Annotated in this window: 16 protein-coding genes; 11 read left to right on the top strand and 5 right to left on the bottom strand. The window is 67.3% G+C overall.

The genetic code is table 11. The annotated features are described in order from the left end of the window. Window positions 1–69 precede the first annotated feature (69 nt). Genes LU671_RS24950 through qhpG form a run of 4 tightly spaced genes read left to right on the top strand, consistent with a single transcriptional unit; the run spans window position 70 to window position 5672 of the window. Window positions 70–1983: a sigma-54-dependent Fis family transcriptional regulator gene (locus tag LU671_RS24950; protein ID WP_232857252.1), complete on the top strand. Its 1914-nt coding sequence runs from the start codon at window positions 70–72 to the stop codon at window positions 1981–1983. 3 nt (window positions 1984–1986) lie between these two features. After that, the gene (locus LU671_RS24945; protein WP_232857251.1) at window positions 1987–3714 is read left to right on the top strand and encodes an ABC transporter ATP-binding protein; all 1728 of its coding nucleotides are present in this window, start codon (window positions 1987–1989) and stop codon (window positions 3712–3714) included. Continuing rightward, window positions 3704–4381, top strand: coding sequence for a subtilisin-like serine protease QhpE (gene qhpE / locus LU671_RS24940; RefSeq protein ID WP_203652538.1), 678 nt, complete (start codon window positions 3704–3706; stop codon window positions 4379–4381). The genes LU671_RS24945 and qhpE overlap by 11 nt, the downstream gene beginning before the upstream one ends. Then, the gene (qhpG, locus tag LU671_RS24935; RefSeq protein WP_232857250.1) at window positions 4374–5672 is read left to right on the top strand and encodes a flavin-dependent monooxygenase QhpG; all 1299 of its coding nucleotides are present in this window, start codon (window positions 4374–4376) and stop codon (window positions 5670–5672) included. The genes qhpE and qhpG overlap by 8 nt, the downstream gene beginning before the upstream one ends. A gap of 124 nt (window positions 5673–5796) precedes the next feature. On the opposite strand, the gene LU671_RS24930 is transcribed toward qhpG, so the two are convergent. Further along, window positions 5797–7110 (bottom strand): alginate export family protein, encoded by a 1314-nt coding sequence (locus LU671_RS24930; protein WP_232857249.1) that lies wholly within the window; start codon window positions 7108–7110, stop codon window positions 5797–5799. Between the two features lie 133 nt (window positions 7111–7243). Next, window positions 7244–8737, bottom strand: a complete 1494-nt coding sequence (locus LU671_RS24925; protein WP_232857248.1) for an aldehyde dehydrogenase family protein — start codon at window positions 8735–8737, stop codon at window positions 7244–7246. Window positions 8738–9239: 502 nt separating this feature from the next. On the opposite strand from LU671_RS24925, the gene peaA reads away from it, so the two are divergent. From peaA to LU671_RS24900, 5 genes are all read left to right on the top strand, one after another. Beyond that, the gene (gene peaA / locus LU671_RS24920; protein ID WP_232857247.1) at window positions 9240–10805 is read left to right on the top strand and encodes a quinohemoprotein amine dehydrogenase subunit alpha; all 1566 of its coding nucleotides are present in this window, start codon (window positions 9240–9242) and stop codon (window positions 10803–10805) included. A 36-nt stretch (window positions 10806–10841) separates the two neighbouring features. After that, window positions 10842–12272, top strand: a complete 1431-nt coding sequence (gene peaB, locus LU671_RS24915) for a quinohemoprotein amine dehydrogenase maturation protein (RefSeq protein WP_203652543.1) — start codon at window positions 10842–10844, stop codon at window positions 12270–12272. Between the two features lies 1 nt (window position 12273). Then, entirely contained in the window at window positions 12274–12597 is a 324-nt protein-coding gene (gene qhpC / locus LU671_RS24910; protein ID WP_050705338.1) for a quinohemoprotein amine dehydrogenase subunit gamma, read from the top strand. Window positions 12598–12616: 19 nt separating this feature from the next. Further along, window positions 12617–13738 (top strand): quinohemoprotein amine dehydrogenase subunit beta, encoded by a 1122-nt coding sequence (gene peaD / locus LU671_RS24905; protein ID WP_232857246.1) that lies wholly within the window; start codon window positions 12617–12619, stop codon window positions 13736–13738. A 163-nt stretch (window positions 13739–13901) separates the two neighbouring features. Then, window positions 13902–15584 carry an AMP-binding protein gene (locus tag LU671_RS24900; protein ID WP_232857245.1) on the top strand — a complete coding sequence of 561 codons (1683 nt, stop codon included), beginning with the start codon at window positions 13902–13904 and terminating at the stop codon, window positions 15582–15584. Window positions 15585–15587: 3 nt separating this feature from the next. On the opposite strand, the gene LU671_RS24895 is transcribed toward LU671_RS24900, so the two are convergent. The 3 genes from LU671_RS24895 to LU671_RS24885 form a co-directional block, all read right to left on the bottom strand. Continuing rightward, window positions 15588–16145: a TetR/AcrR family transcriptional regulator gene (locus tag LU671_RS24895; protein WP_203652546.1), complete on the bottom strand. Its 558-nt coding sequence runs from the start codon at window positions 16143–16145 to the stop codon at window positions 15588–15590. A 299-nt stretch (window positions 16146–16444) separates the two neighbouring features. Further along, window positions 16445–17596: an acyl-CoA dehydrogenase family protein gene (locus LU671_RS24890; RefSeq protein WP_062363361.1), complete on the bottom strand. Its 1152-nt coding sequence runs from the start codon at window positions 17594–17596 to the stop codon at window positions 16445–16447. Window positions 17597–17612: 16 nt separating this feature from the next. Beyond that, window positions 17613–18683, bottom strand: coding sequence for an enoyl-CoA hydratase/isomerase family protein (locus LU671_RS24885; RefSeq protein WP_203652548.1), 1071 nt, complete (start codon window positions 18681–18683; stop codon window positions 17613–17615). A gap of 330 nt (window positions 18684–19013) precedes the next feature. Here LU671_RS24885 and LU671_RS24880 point away from each other — a divergent pair, with 330 nt between their 5' ends. Beyond that, window positions 19014–19862 (top strand): helix-turn-helix transcriptional regulator, encoded by an 849-nt coding sequence (locus LU671_RS24880; RefSeq protein WP_232857244.1) that lies wholly within the window; start codon window positions 19014–19016, stop codon window positions 19860–19862. Between the two features lie 68 nt (window positions 19863–19930). Beyond that, on the top strand, window positions 19931–21421 hold the full coding sequence (locus LU671_RS24875; protein WP_232857243.1) for an aldehyde dehydrogenase: 1491 nt from the start codon (window positions 19931–19933) through the stop codon (window positions 21419–21421). Window positions 21422–21433: the final 12 nt, after the last annotated feature.

Below are 21433 nucleotides of genomic sequence, written 5' to 3'. Positions count from 1 at the left end.
TCTGACGCACACTGCCGAAAAAACCGATGCCCATTGCCCCGCCTGAGCGGGGCACCCCTGGAGCACGCAATGGCGCGACAACTTCCAACAACAAACGCCAACGACCCGCTGCAGCAATCCCGCCTGGTCCGCCTGAAGCTGGCCAGCGAAGGCGAGCTGCCCTCCGGCATGCTGCGTGACGAGATCGACGCCTCCTGGCGCCGCAGCCTCGGCCACGGCCTGGACTGCCTGCAGGGCGAGCAGGTAGGCCTGGGCATCCGCCATGGCCTGGACCTGCGTGCGCTGCTGGAGCACAACCGCCTGCTGATCGACGCGGTCACCCCCGAACTGGATTACCTGGTCAAGCGCCAGGGCAAGAGCGGCATCGTCATCCTCGGCGACGCCCAGGCCAATGTGCTGGCCATCGAGGGCCAGAAGCAGACACTCGAGCGCGAGGGCCTGCGCGACCTGCACCCGGGCAGCTGCTGGAGCGAGGCCCTGCGCGGCACCAACGCCATCGGCACGGCGGTGGTCGAGGGCCAGCCGACCCTGATCAACTGCGGCGAGCACTACCTGGACCGGCTCAGCCCGTTCTCCTGCACTTCGGTGCCCCTGCGCGATCCGCGTGGCGAAGTGATCGGTGTGCTTGATGTGACCCGTGAAGGCGTCATGGCCCAGCCCCAGGACAGCCTCTCCACGCTGCTGCTGGCCGCCGGCAATATCGAAAGCCGATTGTTCGGGCTGTATCACCCCGAGCACCTGGTGCTGGCCTTCCATAGTCGGCCGCAGTACCTGGCCAGTGCCTGGCAGGGCCTGCTGGCGCTGAGCCTGGAAGGCGAGGTGCTGGCGGCCAACGACAATGCTTGCCAACTGCTGCAGATGTCTCGCCAGACGCTGCTTGGGCGGCGCAGCAGCGACCTGCTGGGCGAGCGTTCGCCGGCATTCATTGCCCGCCTGTGGCAGGGCGGTGTCAGCAGCGTGCAGACCGCCAAGGGCGAATTCTTCTTCCGCGCCTTGCAGTTGCCACGGCATGGCCGCGTCAGTGGTCCGGCGTTCACCACCAAGCCGGCTGAGCCGGCCAAGGCCCAGGCCCTGGAGGCCCTGGCCGGCGGCGATGCCCGCCTGGCCCGAGCCTTGCGCATGGCCCGCCAGGGCCTGGCCAATGGCTTGCCGGTGCTGCTGTTGGGCGAAACCGGTACCGGCAAGGAAGTCGCCGCCCGTGCCCTGCACCAGGCCGGCCCGCGGGCCGACAAGCCGTTCGTGGCGGTCAACTGCGCGGCGATTCCCGAGGGCCTGATCGAGTCCGAGCTGTTCGGTTACCGCGAGGGCGCCTTCACCGGCTCGCGCCGTGGCGGCATGGTCGGGCGGCTGATGCAGGCCCATGGCGGCACGCTGTTCCTCGACGAGATCGGCGACATGCCCCTGGCCTTGCAGGCGCGCCTGTTGCGTGTCCTGCAGGAGCGCCGGGTGGCGCCGCTGGGGGCCGGCGAGGAGCAGGACATCGATGTGGCGCTGATCTGCGCCACCCACCGCGATCTCAAGCGCCTGGTCGCCGACCAGCAGTTCCGCGAAGACCTCTACTACCGGGTCAACGGTGTATCCCTGCGCCTGCCGGCACTGCGCGAGCGCGACGACCTGGCGACGCTCATCCAGGGCCTGCTGGACAAGTCCGGGGCCAGGGGCGTCAGCCTCGATGCACCATTGGTGGCGCTGCTGGAGAACTTCGACTGGCCGGGCAACATCCGCCAGCTGGAGATGGTGGTGCGTACTGCCCTGGCGATGCGCGAGGAGGGCGAGCAGGTGCTGACCCTCGACCATCTCACCGACTGCCTGCTCGATGAACTGGCCAGTGGCGCCGCGCCGTCCGGCAGCCTGCGCGACAACGAGCTGGAGCTGATCCGCGCTGCCCTGGCCCGCCATCAGGGCAATGTCTCGGCCGCGGCCGAGGCCCTGGGCATCAGCCGCGCGACGCTGTACCGCAAGCTCAAGCAGTTGCGTGGTTGAGCCATGGGCGGACTGTTTTCCCGGCTGATCGAATCCAGCGACCCGGCGCTGATGCGTCAGGCGCTGGCCTGGTTGTATGGCTTCGTGCGTCCACACCGTGGCGCCATCGGCGTGCTGCTGGCGCTGTCCCTGGGCGCCTCGCTGCTGGCCCTGGCGCAACCCTGGCTGGTCAAGACGCTGATCGACGAGGGGTTGCTGGCCAAGGACTACCAGACCCTCTGGCACATGGCGGCAATCATGATCGTCGCCGGCCTGCTCGGCACCGTGCTGGCCGGGGTCAACCGCTACCTGCATACACGGCTGTCCGGGCGCATCCTGTTCGCCCTGCGCGATGACCTGTACCGCCACCTGCAACGGCTGTCGCCGACCTTCTACGGCCGGCGGCGCACCGGCGACATCCTGTCGCGGCTGGACGGCGATGTCGCCGAGATCCAGCGGTTTGCCGTGGACTCGCTGTTCTCGGCGGTGTCGGCGCTGATCGGCCTGGTCGGCGCCGTGGCCCTGATGCTGATGCTGTCCTGGCAGCTGTCGCTGCTGCTGGCGCTGCTGATTCCGATCGAGGTGCTGTGGCTGCGCTGGATGCGGCGCAAGGTCGAGCGCGAGGTGCGCAGCCTGCGCGAGCGCTCGGCGGACGTGTCGTCGTTCCTGGTCGAGACGCTGCCGGCGATGAAGTTCATCCAGGCCGCCGGCCAACAGCAGCGCGAGGCCGAACGCCTCGACCGGCTGGGCCAGGGCTACATGGGGCAGTTGCTCAAGGTGCAGGTCACCGAGTTCTTCACCCAGGCGGTGCCCGGCACCCTGACCTCCTGGTGCCGGGCGTGCGCATTCCTGGTCGGCGGCTGGTGGGTGATCCAGGGGACCTGGCAGCTGGGTGCGCTGATCGCGTTCTCCACCTACATGGGCATGGCCGTCGGCCCGGTGCAGAGCCTGCTGGGCCTGTACGTGGCGGTGCAGCGGATGGCCGTGAGCCTGGGCCGGGTGATGGAGCTCAAGCAGGAGGCGGTCGCGGTGCGCGAGGCGGATGATCCCAGGCCCATGCCGCAGGGGCCCGGCGAGCTGCGCCTGGACGCGGTGTGCTTCGCCCACGACGGGCGCCAGGGCAAGGTGCTGGACAAGGTCGATGCCAGTCTGCCGGCCGGGGCCAAGGTCGCCATCAGTGGCGCCTCCGGCGTCGGCAAGTCGACGCTGATCGACCTGCTGCAACGCTTCTACGACCCCGATGGCGGGCGCATCCTGCTCGATGGCGTCGACCTGCGCGAGCTCGACCTGCAGGCCCTGCGGCGACGCATCGCCGTGGTCAGCCAGGACATCGTGCTGTTTCGCGGCACCCTGGCGCAGAACCTGGCCTACAGCACGCCCCAGGCCAGCCGTGACGACCTCGAGCGGGTGGTGCGCCTGACCCGTCTGGAGAGCCTGGTGCAGAGCCTGCCGCTGGGGCTCGACGGCTTGCTGGGCGAGCGTGGCCAGCAGCTGTCCGGTGGGCAGAAGCAACGCATCGCCATCGCCCGGGCGCTGCTGCAGCAACCGGCGATCCTGGTGCTGGACGAAGCCACCTCGGCGGTGGATGAAGCCACCGAGCGCGAGGTGATCGCCGCCATTGACCAGCTGTTCGCCGGGCGCACGCGGATTCTCATCAGCCACCGCGCCTCGACCCTCGCCGATGCCGACCTGCACCTAGAACTGCTGGACGGACAGTTGCGCAGCAAGGAGCCCGCCGACCATGGCCGCTGAACCGTGCATCGGCGTGATCGACAGCGGCTGCTCGCCGGAGCAGGCGGCCGGCCTGCTGGATGCGCGTCGCTTCTGGCTCGAAGAGGGCATGTTGCGCGAGGGTGACCCGCTGCCGGACGCCCTGGGCCATGGCAGCGCCGTGCTGGCGCGGCTGCGCGCCGAGTCCGGCGCCCAGCCCGTGCTGCTGGCCCAGGTGTTCGCCGGGCAGGGCAGCACCAGTGCCTTGCAGGTGGCGGCTGGTCTGTTGTGGCTGGTGGAGGCCGGCGCGAGCGTGGTCAACCTGAGCCTGGGCCTGCGCCAGGACCGCCCGGTGCTGCGCCAGGCCTGTGCCGAAGCCGTGGCCGCCGGGGTGCTGCTGTGCGCCTCCAGTCCGGCGCGGGGCGAGCCGGTGTACCCGGCCAGCTACCCCGGGGTCATCCGCGTGACCGGCGATGCCCGCTGCGCTGCCGGGCAGTGGTCGTGGCTGGACACGGCCCAGGCCGATTTCGGCGCGGCGGTCGGCAGCGATGGCGGGGCAGGAGCCAGCCTGGCCTGCGCCGCATTCAGCGGCCGGGTGGCGGCCCTGCTGCGCGAGGAGCCCGGCATGACCCGGGAGGCGCTGTTGCGGTGGCTGAAAACCCACGCGGCGTTCGCCGGCCCTGAGCGCAAGGGGCTGATCAATGTCTGAATCGAGCATCCTGATACTCGGTGCCGGACCTGCCGGCGCAGCCACGGCGCTGGGGCTGCGGCGGATGGGCTATGCCGTCACGGTGGTGTCCGACTGGCGCCGCTTCGCCGCGGTGGAAGGCGTGTCGCAGCGGGTGCTGGAGGGCCTGCGTCATGCCGGCCTGGGCGCCGCCCTGGCCGAGGCCACCACGCCGGCCGCGCGTCAGGTGCACTGGAACGGCGAGCGGCTGCAACCGAACCAGGAATGCCTGCTCGATCGCCAGCGTTTCGACCAGGCCCTGCGCGACGACCTGCGCCGCGCCGGTGTCGAGCTGGTCGAAGGGCGTGTGCGCGAGGTGGCGCGGGGGCAGGGGTACCGGTTACACCTGGACGACGGTCGCACCTTGCACGGTAACTTCCTGGTCGAGGCCCGTGGTCGCCAGGCGCCGTTGAGCGAAGGTCGCCTGCGCGGACCGGAGACCGTCAGCCTGCTCAACCTCTGGCAGGCAGCGCCCGGCACGCCGGCCTCGGCGGTGGAGAGCCTGGACGACGGCTGGGCCTGGATGGCGCGACTGGCCGATGGCCGCTGCTACTGGCAGGTGACGCTGGATGCGACGGCGGCACAGCTGCCGGGCAAGGCGGCCTTGCCCGAATACTGTGCCGAGCGTCGGCGTGGTTCGGCGCTGGTGGAGCAACTGTTCGGCGAGCAGGCCTTCGCCCCTGCGCAGGTGCATGCCCGTAGCAGCACCGCGATCCTGGCCGGCGCCTGCGCAGGCGATGATTGGCTGCGGGTGGGGGATGCGGCGATGGCGGTAGACCCGCTGTCGGGTAACGGGATCTTCCAGTCGTTGTCATCGGCCTTGCAGGCGCCGGTGGTGATCAACACCTTGTTGCAGCGGCCTGAGTACGCGGCCCAGGCGCTGCGCTTTCACCAGGAACGGATTGAGCAGCTGTTCCTGCGCTTTGCCCGTATTGGCCGGGATTTCTACGATCAGGAGCAGTCGCGGGCGACGGCCGCGTTCTGGGCTGCGCGCCGCGAATGGCCGGATACGCAGCCGATCCATGCCCAGGCCACCTGGAGCGCTGTGACGGTGGAGCGTCGGCCGGTGTTGCGTAATGGCTTCGTGGAGGAGGCCGAGGTGGTGGTGACGGCAGACCAGCCGTTGGGGGTGTGGCACTTGCAAGGGGTTGAGTTGGCGCCCGTGGTCCGTGGGGTGCAGGCGGGGCTGTCGCTGCAGGCGTTGTTGCGTGATCGGCCTGCACAGCAGCAGATGATGGTGCGGCGGTGGTTGTTGGAGCAGGGGTGTCCTTGAGACTGTGGGGCTGCTGCGCAGCCCTTTCGCGGCACAAGGCCGCTCCTACAGAGGATCGCGGTCTCCTGTGTAGGAGCGGCCTTGTGCCGCGAAAAGGGCCGCGCAGCGGCCCCATAATCTGGAATCAGAAGAAGGTCCCGACCACCAGTTGCAGATAGGTCCCCCTATCCCGGCCACCCAACTGCACGCCGCCATCCTGCGCACTGCGCTGCGGGGTATAGAACCCCACCAGCGGGCTGATCAGCCAGTGCTCGTCGACCATCCACTCCACATACAGGTCCACCTCGCGCCCACCCAGGTTACCCTGGTCGGTCTTGAGCGTGTCGAAGTCGAAGTACAGCGCCCCCACGGTCAGGCCCTCCCGCGGCGTGGCCTTGAGCGCCACATGGTGCACCTGGGTGTTGCTGTTGAAGGGCCCGGCGTAGTTGGCCGCCACTTCGCCCTGGAACCAGGTGCCGTAGCCTCGGCTCAGGCCATAGAAAAGCGGGTCGAAATGCTCGGAGAAGCGGCTGTAACGGTAGGTGGCGGTGGGCGCCCAGGGCAGCTCGGAGAACGTCCAGTTGCCCTCCAGGTACCAGGCGTTTTCGCGTCCGCCGGTGCGGTCCTGGGTGACGTATTCGGCGGCCAGCTCGAGGTCTTTCACCCCCAGGTTGCCACGCCCGCGCAGGCTCACCGTGTCCATGCCGTCGCGGTGTTCCAGGCCGAGGATCTCGGCGTAGCGGCGGTCGACATCCAGGCCGTGGATCCAGCTCAGGCCCACGGTGCCCGCATCGCTGACATGTTCGAGGTTGGCCACCGCCATGGCGGTGTCGGCCTGGAACGGGTTGTCTGATTTGAGCCACATCAGGTCGCCACGCCAGCCTTGCTTGCCGCCCAGGCGCAACACGGCGGTGCGGTCGAAGGCCTTGCGCGCCGCCAGGTAGTAGGCGCCGCCGCGGTCGAAATCGGCGCCCAGGTCGACATTGCCGGCATTGACCGGGTCGCCCTGGATCAGGAAGCCGTCGCCCAGGGTGATGACCTGGCGACCGCCGGAGAGGTCGATGCCATCTTCGCCGAGGGCCGGGAACAGGTTGCCCGAGCGCCAGCCCAGGTAGGCGTCCTCGATGCCGGTGCGACGTTCGTCACCGAGGGTGAAGCCGGCGGCGTCGCCATCACCCCAGGTGGCCGAGCTGAGCAGGCTGAAGGCGCCGTACAGCGTGCCGCTGTCGGCCAGGGCCTGGCTGGCGCTCAGGCCGTACTTGACGTAGCCCTCGCGCCAATTGCTGCTGCCGGGGCGGCGGTTGCCGAACTGGTCGAAGCTTTCGTCGCTGTGGAATACCCCGAACAGGGCCTCGAGGTTGGCGTCCAGGGTGGTGCCGGCGTTGTTGTAGAGTTCATGAGCCTGGGTCAGGGGAGAGGCCAGCAGCAGGGCCAATGTGCAGACGAGCTTGTGCGTCATGGTGTGCTCCATGTTTTTATTGTGTGTTCTGTAGGGGCTGTTCCGGCCTCTTCGCGGGTAAACCCGCTCCCACAGGATTCGCTCGATCCCTGTGGGGGCGGGTTTACCCGCGAAGAGGCCGCTGCAGGAAGACTCAGAGCTTGATCAACACCGACTTCAGCTCGGTGTAGTGCTCGATCGCCGCCGCGCCCATCTCGCGGCCGACGCCGGAGAGCTTGTAGCCGCCGAACGGCAGCGCCGGGTCCAGTGCGCTGTGGCAGTTCACCCACACCGACCCGGACTTGATCCGCGGGATCATCCGGTGCACGGCGGCGAGGTCGTTGGACCAGATGCTCGCGCCCAGCCCGTAGGGGTTGTCGTTGGCCATGCGCACCACCTCGTCGAGGTCGTCGAACGGCATGGCCACCAGCACCGGGCCGAAGATCTCCTCCTGTACCAGGCGGTGGCGCTGGTCGACATCGACGATCACCGTCGGCTTGACGAAGTAGCCCGGGCCGAAGCCTTCGCCGCCGCAGGCGATGGTCGCGCCCAGTTCGCGGCCCAGGTCGATGTAGCCGGTGACCCGGTCCTGCTGCTTGGCCGAGATCAGCGGCCCCATCTGCACGGTCGGGTCCAGGCCGTTGCCCAGCTTCATGGCGTTGGCGATGCCGGCGATATCGGCCACCACGTTGTCGAAGTGCTTGCGGTGCACGTACAGCCGGGAACCGGCGCAGCACACCTGGCCCTGGTTGAAGAAGATCGCGGTGGCGGCGCCGGCGGCGGCTTCCTGCAGGTTGGCGTCGGGCAGGACGATGGTCGGCGACTTGCCGCCCAGCTCCAGGGTGACGCGGGTCATGTTGTCCATGGCGGCCTTGCCGATCAGCTTGCCGACCTCGGTGGAGCCGGTGAAGGTCAGCTTGTCCACGCCCGGGTGGCGGCTCAGGGCGGCGCCGGCGTTCAGCCCGGTGCCGGTGATCACATTGAACACGCCATCCGGGTAGCCGGCCTCGCTCACCAGTTCGGCGAGCTTCAGCGCGGTCAGCGGGGTTTCGTCGGCAGGCTTGAGGACCACGGTGCAGCCGGTGGCCAGGGCCGGACCGAGCTTCCAGCAGGCCAGCAGCAGCGGGAAGTTCCAGGCGACGATGGCACCGACCACGCCGACCGCTTCGCGGCGGATGAAGCCGTGGAACTCATCGTCGGGCATCAGCGGCAGCGAGGGCTCGACCGTGCTGCCTTCGAGCTTGGTGGCCCAACCGGCCATGTAGCGCAAAAAATCGATGGCCAGTTGCACGTCCATCACCTGGGCCACGGCGGCGCTCTTGCCGTTGTTCAGGCATTCCAGCTCGGCCAGCTCCCGGGCATCGCGCTGCATCAGGTCGGCCAGGCGCCACAGCAGGTTCTGCCGTTCACGCGGGCGTGTGCGGCTCCAGGCCGAGTTGTCGAAGGCCTGGCGCGCGGCCTGCACGGCGCGGTCCACGTCCTGGGCCTCGGCCGCGGGCACCTCGCCGAGGACCTCGCCGGTGGCCGGGTTGCGCAAGGTCATGGTGCGACCGCTGGCGGCGTCCTGCCAGTCGGCGCCGATGCGCATCCTGAGCTTGCGTGCGAGGAAGTCGCGTGTGGCGGGGAGGATCGGCAGTTCGGAATGCATGGGGGCGGTGCCTCTTGTCATGGTTGTGACCAGGGCTGGGGCAATGGGCGTGCCAAAGGACTCGGATGGCGGGTAGGCCCAGCTAGTGGTGGCTTTTGCCGGATTGGGAGTGAATAGAATCAGGGTTGATCTGTTGCATATTGAGATCGGGTGAGACGTCGTGTGACACACATTCACGGGTGCTGGGGCCGCTGTGCGGCCCTTTCGCGGCACAAGGCCGCTCCTACAGGGGATCGCGGTCTCCTGTGTAGGAGCGGCCTTGTGCCGCGAAAGGGCTGCGAAGCAGCCCCGGCAACTGTCTCAAGGTGAAACACCCAGTCGCGAAATGGGACGTTCACCTACAATCCCAAACGCTGGCCCCTACCCGCAAAACCAAGGTAACTCACTGATCCAAAACATTTTTGCTGCAACTGGCACACTTCCTGTATCGCAACTGTCACATGCACACCGCTGTACCCAAGCGTGCGAATAACGATAAGAACAACACCGTGGAGGTCTGACCTTGAAGACGACTCGACTCCGGCGGCAGGCGGGCACACTGGCGCTGGTCGCCACCGCACTGCTGGCCGCCCAGGCCATGGCGGCCGAGCAGGGCCCGAGCCTGTTGCAGAACAAGTGCATGGGTTGCCATATCCCCGAAGGCAACGACAGCTACAGCCGCATCAGCCACCAGCGCAAGACCCCGGAAGGCTGGCTGATGAGCATCGCCCGCATGCAGGTGATGCATGGCCTTTCGATCAGCGACGACGACCGCCGCACCCTGGTCAAGTACCTGGCCGACAAGCAGGGCCTGGCGCCCAGCGAGACCGAGGGCGTGCGCTACGCCATGGAGCGGCGGCTGAACACCGTCGAGCACTTCGACGATCAGCTCAGCCAGATGTGCGGGCGCTGCCACTCCGGTGCCCGGGTCGCCCTGCAGCGGCGTCCGGCCAAGGAATGGGAACACCTGGTCAACTTCCACCTCGGCCAGTGGCCGTCCCTCGAGTACCAGGCCCAGGCCCGCGACCGCGACTGGCTGGACATCGCCCTCAAGCAGATGGTGCCGGACCTGGCCAAGCGCTTCCCCCTCGACAATCCGGCCTGGACCGAGTGGCTCAAGGCGCGGCCCGAGTCCAAGGTCCTGGCCGGGCAATGGGCGTTCAGCGGCCACATGCTGGCCAAGGGCGACGTGCGCGGGGCGATGACGGTCAGCGCCGAGCAGGGCGACACCTTCAAGGTCGAACTCAAGGGCGCCTATGCCGATGGCACGCCGTTCAACGGCAGCGGCTCGGCGATCCTCTACAACGGCTATGAGTGGCGCGGCAACGTCAAGGTCGGCGAAGCCAACCTGCGCCAGGTGTTCGCCGCCATCGACGGCCAGATGAAGGGCCGCATGTTCGAGGCCGAGCATGACGAGCGCGGCCTGGACTTCAGCGCCGCCAAGGCCGGCCAGGGCCGTCTGCTGGCGGTGCAGCCGGCGTTCATCAAGGCCGGCGGCGACAGCGAGATCAGCCTGGTGGGCAGCGACCTGTCCGGCAAGCCCGACCTGGGCGCGGGCGTCGAGGTGACCGAGGTGCTTGAGTCGACGCCGACGCTGATCCGGGTCAAGGCACGTGCCGCCAGGGACGCCGCCGCTGGCCAGCGCGAGGTCGCGGTGGGCGCGCTCAAGGGCGTGCAACTGGCGGTGTACGACAAGGTCGAGGAGGTCAAGGTGGTGCCGGCATTCTCCATTGCCCGCATCGGCGAGAACGGCGCCTCGGTGCCCAAGGTCCAGGGCCGCTTCGAGGCCGAGGCCTGGGGCAAGGACGCCAGCGGCCAGCCGCTGCGCATCGGCTATCTGCCGGCCACCTGGAAAGTCGAACCGTTCAACGAACGGGCGGTCGAGGACGAAGACGTCAAGTTCGCCGGGCAGATGCAGGCCGACGGCGTGTTCGTGCCGGGCGGGGCAGGGCCCAACCCGGCGCGCAAGATGATGACCAACAACGCCGGCAACCTGAAGGTGATCGCCACCCTCGCCGACGGCGGCCAGCAGGGCGAGGGTCACATGATCGTCACCGTGCAACGCTGGAACAATCCGCCACTGCCATAGGCATCAACCTGACGCATCGAATCCCGGGAGGTCGCCATGGGCGCACTACTGAACCTGGTCGAACGCAACCTGCACGAAGTGCAGGTGGATGCCGACCGCATGCTGTTCCATATCCCCAGCAGTTCGCTGTTCGCCGCCGACGCGGTGACCGGCGGCATCATCGACGCCCTGCGCCGCCAGGGCTGCTCCGCCGAGGAGCTGATGCAACGCCTCGGCCAGCAGTTTTCCGGACAGGACATCGAGGAAACCCTGCGCGAGCTGATCGCCCTGGAAGTGGTCAGCGACGGCTCGCCGCTGACCCCGGAGATCGCCCTGAAACAGGTCGAGCGCACGGCGCTGAACACCGTGGTGCTCAACGTCAACACCGGCTGCAACCTGAGCTGCACCTACTGCTACAAGGAAGACCTCGACAAGCCTTCGGCCGGGCGCAAGATGAACACGGCCACCGCCGAGGCCTCGGTGGAGATGCTGCTCAAGGAGTCGCCCGACGAGCAGCGCTACAGCGTGGTGTTCTTCGGTGGCGAGCCGCTGTCCAACCGGGCGCTGATCGAGCACATGGTGGCTTACTGCGAGCGGCGCTTCGCCGAGGTGGGCAAGCAGGTCGAGTTCATCATGACCACCAACGCCACCTTGCTGACCGAGGAAGTCGTCGACTGGCTCGACGCTCACCGTTTCGGTTTGTCGGTCAGCATCGACGGGCCCAAGACCGTGCACGACCGCAACCGCATCACCGTGGGCGGGCAGGGCACCTACGACGTGGTGCGGCGCAAGGCCGACATGCTGCTGTCGCGCTACCGCAGCCGGCCGGTGGGCGCGCGGGTCACCCTGACCCGTGGCATCACCGATATCGAGACCATCTGGAACCACCTGTTCAACGAACTGGGTTTCGCCGAGGTCGGTTTCGCCCCGGTGACCTCCGGCGACATGGCCGACTACAACCTCACCGGCGACGAGCTGGTGCAGGTGTTCGCCAACATGAAGGCCCTGGGCCGGCGTTACCTGGAGGCGGCGCTGGAGCATCGCAACATCGGTTTCTCCAACCTGCACCAGCTGATCACCGATATCCACGAGGGCCACAAGAAGGCCCTACCGTGCGGCGCCGGGCTGAAGATGCTGGCGGTCGACCACGAGGGCGAGCTGAACCTGTGCCACCGTTTTACCGGCTCCAGCCTGCCGACCTTCGGCAACGTGCACCAGGGCGTGAAACAGGCGCAGCTCAATGATTTTCTCTCGCAGCGCCTGGACCGCAGCGGCACCGGCTGCGACAGCTGCCGCATCCGCAACCTGTGTTCCGGCGGCTGCTACCACGAGAGCTACGCCCGCTATGGCGATCCGCAGCACCCGACCTACCACTACTGCGAGCTGATGCGCGACTGGGTCGACTTCGGCATCGAGGTCTATAGCCGCATCATGGCCGCCAACCCGGCCTTCATCGATCGCTACATCACTCCCAGGAAGGCGCATTGACATGAAGCACCTCAAACCGCTGAACAACAAGGCGCGCATCCTCGAACAGGCCGCCGCCGAAGACCGCGTCGACGAAGTGCTGGCCATGAGCGCCGTGGCCGGCTGCACCGCCACCACCGACCCGGGCTGGGAAGTGGACGCCTTCGGCGGCGTCAGCTCGCTGTGCCAGCCGATGGAGGCCGACCTCTACGGCTGCTCCGACCCTTGCTGGTGGCCGGCCCAGGTGCCGGACATGATGAGCACCTACCAGGACTGGAACGCCCAGGCGACCAACTCCGCCGAAGACTGGCGCAACCTCGGCACCGTATTCCCGAAAGACAAATAGAACGACAAGGGGAAACCGCATGAAAGCTGGATTCTGCGCGCAGCTCGCGCTCACCATTGCCGCCACGGCCTGCGCCTGGGCGGCCCAGGCAGATGATGCAGGCCCGGCCTTGAAGGCCGGCCATGAATACCTGATCGCCACCAACTACCCGAACAACCTGCATGTGGTCGAGGTGGCCAGCGACACCCTGTACAAGACCTGCCGCATGCCCGATTCGTTCGGCCCCGGCACGGCGATGATGGCGCCGGACAACCGCACCGCCTACGTGCTGAACAACCATTTCGCCGATATCTACGGCATCGACCTGGACAGCTGCAAGACCACTTTCCACGCCAACCTCTCCAGCGTGCCGGGCGAGGTCGGCAAGGCCATGTACTCCTTCGCCATCAGCCCCGACGGCAAGGAGGTCTACGCCACGGTCAACCCGAGCCAGCGCCTGAACGACCACTACGTGGTCAAGCCGCCGCGCCTGGAGGTTTTTCGCACCAGCGACGGCCTCGACGCCAAGCCCGTGCGCAGCTTCCCGATGCCGCGCCAGGTCTACCTGATGCGCGCCGCCGACGACGGCAGCCTGTACGTGGCCGGGCCGGACATCTACAAGCTCGACGTCAAGACCGGCCAGTACAGCATCGCGCTGCCACTGCGCAGCTGGAACCGCCCAGGCTACAGCGCCCCCGACGTGCTGTACTTCTGGCCGCACCAGAGTTCGTTGCATGAGTTCTCGATGCTCTACACCATTGCGAAGTTCAAGGATGCCAAGCAGGACCCGGCCACCGCCGAGCCGCTGTACGGCTACCTGAGCATCGACCTGAAGACCGGCAAGGCCCACACCCAGGAGTTCGCCGAACTGACCGAGTTGTACTTCACCGGCCTGCGCTCGCCCAAGGATCCGAACCAGATGTACGGCGTGCTCAACCGCCTGGCCCGCTACGACATCCAGCAGAAGAAACTGGTCAAGGCCGCCAACCTCGACCATACCTACTACTGCGTGACCTTCGACAAGGCCGGCGACAAGCTCTATCTGGGCGGCACCTTCAACGACCTGGCGGTGTTCGACCCGAACACGCTGGAGAAGGTGAAGAACATCAAGCTGCCCGGTGGCGACATGTCGACCACCACGCCGCAGGTGTTCGTTCGCTAGAGGACCGGGAAATATACATCCCCGTGTAGGAGCGGCCTTGTGCCGCGAAAGGGGCGCGCAGCGCCCCCGGCGATTTCAGCGTCACAGCGAGATTGGGGCTGCTTTGCAGCCTTTTCGCGGCACAAGGCCGCTCCTACAGGGATAGCACAACAAGAGAGCCCCTATGCCCCAGCCCAGCCATACCCAAGGCTCAAAAGCCACTCCCTTGCTCACCCACTGCATCGGTGACGCTTTCGACGCCACCGTCGCCCGCTTCCCCGACCGCGAAGCCCTGGTGGTCCGCCATCAGCACCTGCGCTACACCTGGCGGCAACTGGCAGACGCTGTCGACCAGCACGCCCGCGCCCTGATGGCCCTGGGCCTGCAGGCCGGTGATCGCCTGGGTATCTGGGCGCCCAACTGCGCCGAGTGGTGCATCACCCAGTTCGCCAGCGCCAAGATCGGCGCGATCCTGGTCAACATCAACCCGGCCTACCGCACCAGCGAGCTGGAGTACGCCCTGGGCCAGTCAGCCTGCCAATGGGTGATCTGCGCCGACGCCTTCAAGACCTCCGACTACCACGCCATGCTGCTGGACCTGGTACCCGAGCTCGGCGCCTGTCGGCCGGGCGAGCTGCGCAGCGCCCGCCTGCCCGAGCTGCGCGGGGTCGTCAGCCTGGCCGCCACGCCTCCGAATGGCTTCCTGGCCTGGCCGGCGTTGCAGGCCCGCGCCGGCGAAACCGACGCCGGGCAACTGGCCGCACGCCAGGCCAGCCTGCACCGGCACGAGCCGATCAATATCCAGTACACCTCCGGCACCACCGGTTTCCCCAAGGGCGCTACCCTCAGCCACCACAACATCCTCAACAACGGCTACATGGTCGGCGAAAGCCTCGGGCTGACCGAGCACGACCGGCTGGTGGTGCCGGTGCCGCTGTACCACTGCTTCGGCATGGTCATGGCCAACCTCGGCTGCATGACCCACGGCAGCACCCTGATCTACCCCAATGACGCCTTCGATCCGCTGCTGACCCTGCAGGCCGTGGCCGAGGAGCGCGCCACCGCGCTGTACGGCGTGCCGACCATGTTCATCGCCGAACTCGACCACCCGCGCCGCCATGAATTCGACCTCAGCAGCCTGCGCACCGGCATCATGGCTGGCGCCACCTGCCCGATCGAGGTGATGCGTCGGGTGATCGACGAGATGCACATGGGCGAAGTGCAGATCGCCTACGGCATGACCGAGACCAGCCCGGTGTCGTTGCAGACCGGCGCCGTCGACGACCTGGAGCGCCGGGTGACCAGCGTCGGCCGCACCCAGCCGTGGCTGGAGAGCAAGGTGATCGACAGCGCAGGTGGCACCCTGGTGCGCGGCGAGATTGGCGAGCTGTGCACCCGTGGCTACAGCGTGATGCTCGGCTACTGGAACAACCCCAAGGCCACCGCCGAGAGCATCGATGCCGATGGCTGGATGCACACCGGCGACCTGGCGGTGATGGACGACGAAGGCTATGTACGCATCGTCGGCCGCAGCAAGGACATGATCATCCGTGGCGGCGAGAACATCTATCCGCGAGAGCTGGAGGAGTTCTTCTTCACCCACCCGGCGGTGGCCGACGTGCAGGTGATCGGCATCCCCTGCAGCCGCTATGGCGAGGAGATCGTCGCCTGGATCCGCCTGCACCCGGGGCAGGCGCTGGGCGAGGAAGCGCTGCGCGACTGGGCGCGGGCGCGCATCGCCCATTTCAAGGTGCCGCGGCATTTCCGCTTTGTCGACGCGTTCCCGATGACGGTGACCGGCAAGGTGCAGAAGTTCAGGATGCGCGAGATCAGCATCGAGGAACTGGCCGGCGGCACAGATCGCTAGTCATCAGCCCTGTGGCCGGGCACCGTTGAGGAACAGCTGCTCGACCGTCTGCGCAGTGTTGGCGCTGGCGGCGCGACCGCGGTGCTCGGCATCGACCATGCCGTAGATCATGGTCATGAATATCTCGGTGAACACTGCCGCGCTGATGTCGATGCGTAGCACGCCCAACTGCTGGGCACGCAGGAAGAACGCATCCATGGCCTGGATATAGACCTGCCAGCGCAGGTCCTCGGCGTCGTTGAGCAAGGTATCGGGGCGGTACTGGAACATCAGGAACATCAGCAGTTCGCGATGCTTGAGGTGTTCGGCGATCAGGTGTCGGATGCCGGCCAGCGGTTCGACGCGCTCGAGGTCGGCTTCAAGAATGACCTGGTTGAGCACCTGCTCGCCATGATCCTCGAGCAGTTTCACCAGGTTGTCGCGGGTGCCGCAGAAGCGGTGCAGGGTGGCCTTGCTGACCCCGGCGGTTTCCGCCAGCTCCTTGAGGGTGGCGCGGGGGTGGACGACAATGGCCTGGGCCAGGGCCTTGAGCAGGCGCTCTTCCTGGAGGGTTCTACGCATGTGGGACCTCGAGTCGGGGTTCGGCGACGAAATATCCAAAATTGTATCATATGAGACGAATAAATCTCATAAAGGGTGCGCAAGGCCGCTCTCACGGAACAAAACACAATTCTTTGATTTGACTGGGGCAGCGTGGGAGCGGGCTTGCCCCGCGATGCGACGTTTGGCACCGGCTACGCCGGTGATCGCGGGGCAAGCCCGCTCCCACGCTGGAACTCTGTTACCTGCGCGACAGCGTAGCCCGAAGGGCTGGGCGATCTCCTACAGGGATCGTGCGTGGCTTGAGGCAATGGCCGGGCTCACACCGTGTAATGCTTCAACTCACGCGCAATCAGCATGCGCTGGATCTCGCTGGAACCCTCGTAGATCTGGGTAATGCGCGCATCGCGATAGTACTTCTCCACCGGATAGTCTTCCAGGTAGCCGTACCCGCCATGCACCTGGATCGCCATCGAGCAGACCCGTTCGGCCATCTCCGAGGCGAACAGCTTGGCCTGGGAGGCCTCCGACAGGCAAGGCTTGCCGGCACTGCGCAGGCGCGCGGCATGCAGGATCAGCAGGCGCGCAGCGTTGACCTGCACCTGCATGTCGGCCAGCAGGTTGGCAATGCTCTGGTGCTCGTTGATCGGCTTGCCGAACTGGATGCGCTCGCGGGAGTAGGTCAGCGCCGCCTCGAACGCCGCGCGGGCAATGCCCAGGGCCTGGGCGGCGATACCGATACGCCCGCCTTCGAGGTTGGACAGGGCGATGGCCAGGCCCTTGCCGCGCTCGCCCAGCAGGTTGGCGGCCGGGATGCGGCAGTCGTCCAGGGTCACCGCGCAGGTGTCGGAGGCACGAATGCCCATCTTGTGCTCGCTGCGGTCGACCTTGAAGCCTGGGTTGTCGGTCGGCACCAGGAAGGCCGAGAGGCCTTTCTTGCCCAGTTCCGGGTCGGTCACGGCAAAGACGATGGCCAGCTTGGCCCGGCGGGCGTTGCTGACGAACTGTTTGGCGCCGTTGATGACCCACTGGCCATCGACCAGCTCGGCGCGGGTGCGCAGGTTGTGGGCCTCGGAGCCGGCCTGGGGCTCGGTCAGGCAGAAGCAGCCGATCGCCTCGCCGCTGGCCAGTTGCGGCAGCCAGGCCTGCTGCTGCTCGGGGGTGCCGTAGGCCAGCAGCGGGCCGCAGCCCACCGAGTTGTGGATGCTCATCATCGCCCCGGTGGCGCCATCGGCGGCGGAGATTTCCTCGACCGCCAGGGCGTAGGCGACATAGTCGGTGTAGCTGCCGCCGAACTGCTCCGGGGCGACCATGCCGAGCAGGCCCAGTTCGCCCATCTTGCGCACCACGTCATCGTCGATCCAGCCGGCCTTTTCCCAGGCCTGGGCATGGGGCGCGATCTCGCCGCGGGCGAAATCGCGGGCCATGTCGCGGATCATTATCTGCTCTTCGCTTAGTTCCAGGTCTTGCATCTGTGTACTCCCGGGCTCACAGGCCTTCGAAGAATTGGTCGACCCGCTGGGCAGTGAGGCCGGCCAGGGTCGGCGGGTTCCAGCGGGGTTGCTTGTCCTTGTCGACGATCAGGGCGCGCACGCCTTCGATGATGTCGCCGTGGGCGAACCACTGGCGGTCGATGTGCAGTTCCATGGCGAAGCAGTCTTCCAGGGCCAGGTGGCGGCCACGGCGCAGCAGTTCCAGGGTGACCGCCATGGCCAACGGCGAGCGGGTTTCCAGCAGGTCGGCGGTGTCCAGCGCCCATTGGCGGCTGTCGCCGATGGTCACGGCGCGCAGTTGCTCGATGATGCTCGGCAGGTCGGGCAGGGCGAAGAAGTGGTCGATCACCGGGCGCAGTGTCGCCAGCGGCGCGTCCGCCAAGGTCTGTGTGCCCTGCTTGGCGAGCAAGCCTTGCAGGTCCTTGAGCGGGTTGGCGCCGAAGGTCAGGCGGTCGAGCCCGTCATCCAGGGCCGCGAGCTGCTCACTGTCGACGTACCAGTCGGCCAGGCCGCAGTAGAGGGCATCGGCAGCCTTGATCTGGCTGCCGCTGACGCCCAGGTAGATACCCAGTTCGCCCGGTACCCGGGGCAGGAAGTAGCTGCCGCCGACATCCGGGAAGTAGCCGATGCCCACCTCGGGCATGCCCAGGCGGCTGCGTTCGGTGACGATGCGCAGGTCGCAGCCCTGGGCCAGGCCCATGCCGCCGCCGAGGGTGAAGCCGTCCATCAGCACCAGCACCGGCTTGCGGTAGCGGTGGATGCACAGGTCCAGGGCGTATTCCTCGACGAAGAAGTCCTCGTGCAGCTTCTCGCCGGCCTTGTAGCTGTCGTGCAGCGAGCGGATATCGCCACCGGCGCAGAAGCCCTTGGGGCCCTCGCCACGCAGCATCACGGCGTGCACCTGCGGATCCTGGGCCCATTGGTCGAGGTGGCGCTGCAGGCTGCGTACCATGTCCAGGGTCAGGGCATTGAGGCCGGTGGGGCGATTAAGGGTGAGGTGGCCAATGTGGTTGCGGACCTCGGCCAGTACCTGATCCGTTGCCGAGGGTTGAGCGTGCGCGGTCATCGCGGTCTCCCTGCTTTGTTATTGATTTTCCAAGTGAAGTCCTGGAATGCGCGGGCGGATCGAACGATCCTGTCATGCAAAATTACCCTGCACAATTGGCAAATCTGCAGGGTTACCCTGCATTTTTGTCGCCATGCGCATTCCAAGTCTGATGCAGCACTGTAACAACTCCACGCCCCCTGTAGGAGCGGCCTTGTGCCGCGAAAGGGCCGCTCCTACAGGGGGACGTGCAGCAATTGAGACTGGCTCCTCACCCCGAAGGGTGATAGCCGCCCCGTCCCCCCCATGAAACAATCCCGCCCAGCACTCACCCTGGCGGGGACAACAACAATGAGCAACGCCCAGCTGAATTCGCCCGACTGGTACGCGCAGATGGCCCGCGTGGTCGACGCCATTGGCACGCCCGGCTTCGTCGAGGCGTTGTTCGCTGCCCTCAACCAGCTGGCGCCGTGCCAGGCCATCACGGTGTTCCTGTACCCGCGCAAGGGCTTGCCGTCGGCGCTGTTCGCCAAGGACGACGAGGGGCCCTGGCTGCCCGAGGGCAATGTGCAGAAGTACCTCGAAGGCTACTACCTGCTGTGCCCGTTCTACCGCGCCTGCATGGACGGCATGCCCGCCGGCTGCTACCGCCTGAGCGATGTCGCGCCCGATCATTTCAAGCGCAGCGAGTACTACACCTCCTTCTACCAGCATGCCCACCTGGAGGACGAGCTCAACTACCTGGTGCCGCTGGACGCCCAGCTGTCCATCGCCGTGGCCCTGGGCAGCACCCGGCGCCTGGGCAGTCGCCAGGTGGCCGAGCTCAAGTGCGTTGCCGCCTGGGTGGTGGCAGTGGTGCGCCGACACTGGGGGCAGTTGGATGCCGAGGCCCTGGGCGGACGCTTCGAGAGCGCGCTGGGGCGGCAGATCAACGCCGCGCTGAACAATTTCGGCTCATCCCTGCTCACCGAGCGTGAATGCCATATCGCCCAATACCTGCTGCGCGGCCATTCCACGCGCTCGCTGGCCGAGCGCCTGGGGATCAGTGAGGACACCGTCAAGACCCACCGCAAGAACCTCTACGCCAAGCTCGACATCGCCACCCAGGCCGAGCTGTTCTCGCTGTTCATCGCCTCGCTGGCCCAGGCCCAGGAAGGCCTGAGCAAGGACCCACTGGAAAGCTACCTGCGGCGGCGCTGAACCACCGTTTCACCTCATCCAGACAACGACAATCACCGGCCCCGCGTGTGGCCGGAGGGGAGACCTGCGTGCATACGAAAAGCGATTGGCAGCAGCGCGCTGCACGGCAAAGCTTCATCACCACCGCGTTGATCGACGGCCGCCCGGTGGCGGCTCGTGACGGTGCCACCTTCGCCGCCATCAATCCGGCGACCGAGCAGTGCCTGGCCCAGGTCGCCGCCTGCGCCGACCACGAGATCGATCAGGCGGTGCGCGCCGCCCGTCGCGCCTTCGAGCACGGGCCCTGGGCACGCATGGCGCCGGCCGAGCGCAAGCGCGTGCTGCTGCGCCTGGCCGAGCTGATGCTGGCCCACCGCGAGGAACTGGCGCTGCTTGACTCGCTGAACATGGGCAAACCGGTGATGGACGCCTACAGCATCGACGTGCCCGGTGCTGCGCATGTGTTCGCCTGGTATGGCGAGGCGCTGGACAAGCTCTACGACCAGGTCGCGCCGACCGCCGCCAGCGCCGTGGCAATGATCAGCCGCGAGGCGCTGGGCGTCATCGGCGCGGTGGTGCCGTGGAACTTCCCGTTGGACATGGCCGCCTGGAAGGTCGCCCCGGCACTGGCCGCAGGCAACAGCGTGGTGCTCAAGCCCGCCGAGCAGTCGCCATTCTCGGCCCTGCGCCTGGCGGAGCTTGCATTGCAGGCGGGGTTGCCGGAAGGCGTGCTCAACGTGGTGCCGGGCCTGGGTGAAACCGCGGGCCGCGCCCTGGGGCTGCACCCGGACGTGGACTGCCTGGTGTTCACCGGCTCCACCCAGGTGGGCAAGTACTTCATGCAGTACTCGGCGCAGTCCAACCTCAAGCAGGTGTGGCTCGAATGCGGCGGCAAGAGCCCGAACCTGGTGTTCGACGACTGCCGCGACCTCGACCTGGCAGCGCAGAAAGCGGCGTTCGGCATCTTCTTCAATCAGGGCGAGGTGTGCTCGGCCAACTCGCGGCTGTATGTGCAGCGCTCGATCCATGACGAGTTCGTCGAGCGCCTGCTGCGCCAGGCCCGTGAGTGGCTGCCGGGCGACCCGCTGGATCCGGCCAGCCGCGCCGGCGCCATCGTCGATGCAGGGCAGGCCGCGCGCATCGAGGCGGCCATCGCCCAGGGCCGGGCCGAGGGCGCGCGCCTGCTGTGCGGCGGCGAGCGGCTGAGCGTCAACGGCTCGCAGAACTTCATCACGCCAACGATCTTCACCGATGTGCGCCAGGACATGGTCCTGGCCCGCGAGGAAATCTTCGGCCCGGTGCTGGCGGTCAGCGCCTTCGACGACGAGGAGCAGGCCATCGCCTTGGCCAACGACAGCGTCTACGGCCTGGCCGCGTCGGTCTGGAGCGACGACCTCAACCGCGCCCACCGCGTGGCCCGGCGGCTCAAGGCCGGCACGGTGTCGGTCAACACCGTCGACGCTCTGGACGTGACCGTGCCGTTCGGCGGCGGGCGCCAGTCGGGCTTTGGCCGCGACCTCTCGCTGCATTCGTTCGACAAGTACACCCAGCTCAAGACCACCTGGATCCAGCTGCGCTGACATTCACCCGAG

Source organism: Pseudomonas sp. NMI760_13 (assembly GCF_021283245.1).
Lineage (GTDB): Bacteria > Pseudomonadota > Gammaproteobacteria > Pseudomonadales > Pseudomonadaceae > Aquipseudomonas > Aquipseudomonas peradeniyensis.
The sequence above is the reverse complement of the archived record's forward strand: the minus strand, read 5'-3'. Positions and strand labels throughout refer to the sequence as shown.

Excerpts from the sequence above, each read along its gene's own strand:
- LU671_RS24900 (WP_232857245.1), top strand. The coding sequence starts at position 13,902 with ATGCCCCAGCCCAGCCATACCCAAGGCTCAAAAGCCACTCCCTTGCTC.
- peaB (WP_203652543.1), top strand. The coding sequence starts at position 10,842 with ATGGGCGCACTACTGAACCTGGTCGAACGCAACCTGCACGAAGTGCAG.
- LU671_RS24890 (WP_062363361.1), bottom strand. The coding sequence starts at position 17,596 with ATGCAAGACCTGGAACTAAGCGAAGAGCAGATAATGATCCGCGACATG.
- LU671_RS24930 (WP_232857249.1), bottom strand. The coding sequence starts at position 7,110 with ATGACGCACAAGCTCGTCTGCACATTGGCCCTGCTGCTGGCCTCTCCC.
- LU671_RS24895 (WP_203652546.1), bottom strand. The coding sequence starts at position 16,145 with ATGCGTAGAACCCTCCAGGAAGAGCGCCTGCTCAAGGCCCTGGCCCAG.
- qhpG (WP_232857250.1), top strand. The coding sequence starts at position 4,374 with ATGTCTGAATCGAGCATCCTGATACTCGGTGCCGGACCTGCCGGCGCA.
- LU671_RS24880 (WP_232857244.1), top strand. The coding sequence starts at position 19,014 with ATGAGCAACGCCCAGCTGAATTCGCCCGACTGGTACGCGCAGATGGCC.
- LU671_RS24885 (WP_203652548.1), bottom strand. The coding sequence starts at position 18,683 with ATGACCGCGCACGCTCAACCCTCGGCAACGGATCAGGTACTGGCCGAG.
- qhpC (WP_050705338.1), top strand. The coding sequence starts at position 12,274 with ATGAAGCACCTCAAACCGCTGAACAACAAGGCGCGCATCCTCGAACAG.
- peaD (WP_232857246.1), top strand. The coding sequence starts at position 12,617 with ATGAAAGCTGGATTCTGCGCGCAGCTCGCGCTCACCATTGCCGCCACG.
- LU671_RS24945 (WP_232857251.1), top strand. The coding sequence starts at position 1,987 with ATGGGCGGACTGTTTTCCCGGCTGATCGAATCCAGCGACCCGGCGCTG.
- LU671_RS24950 (WP_232857252.1), top strand. The coding sequence starts at position 70 with ATGGCGCGACAACTTCCAACAACAAACGCCAACGACCCGCTGCAGCAA.
- LU671_RS24925 (WP_232857248.1), bottom strand. The coding sequence starts at position 8,737 with ATGCATTCCGAACTGCCGATCCTCCCCGCCACACGCGACTTCCTCGCA.
- qhpE (WP_203652538.1), top strand. The coding sequence starts at position 3,704 with ATGGCCGCTGAACCGTGCATCGGCGTGATCGACAGCGGCTGCTCGCCG.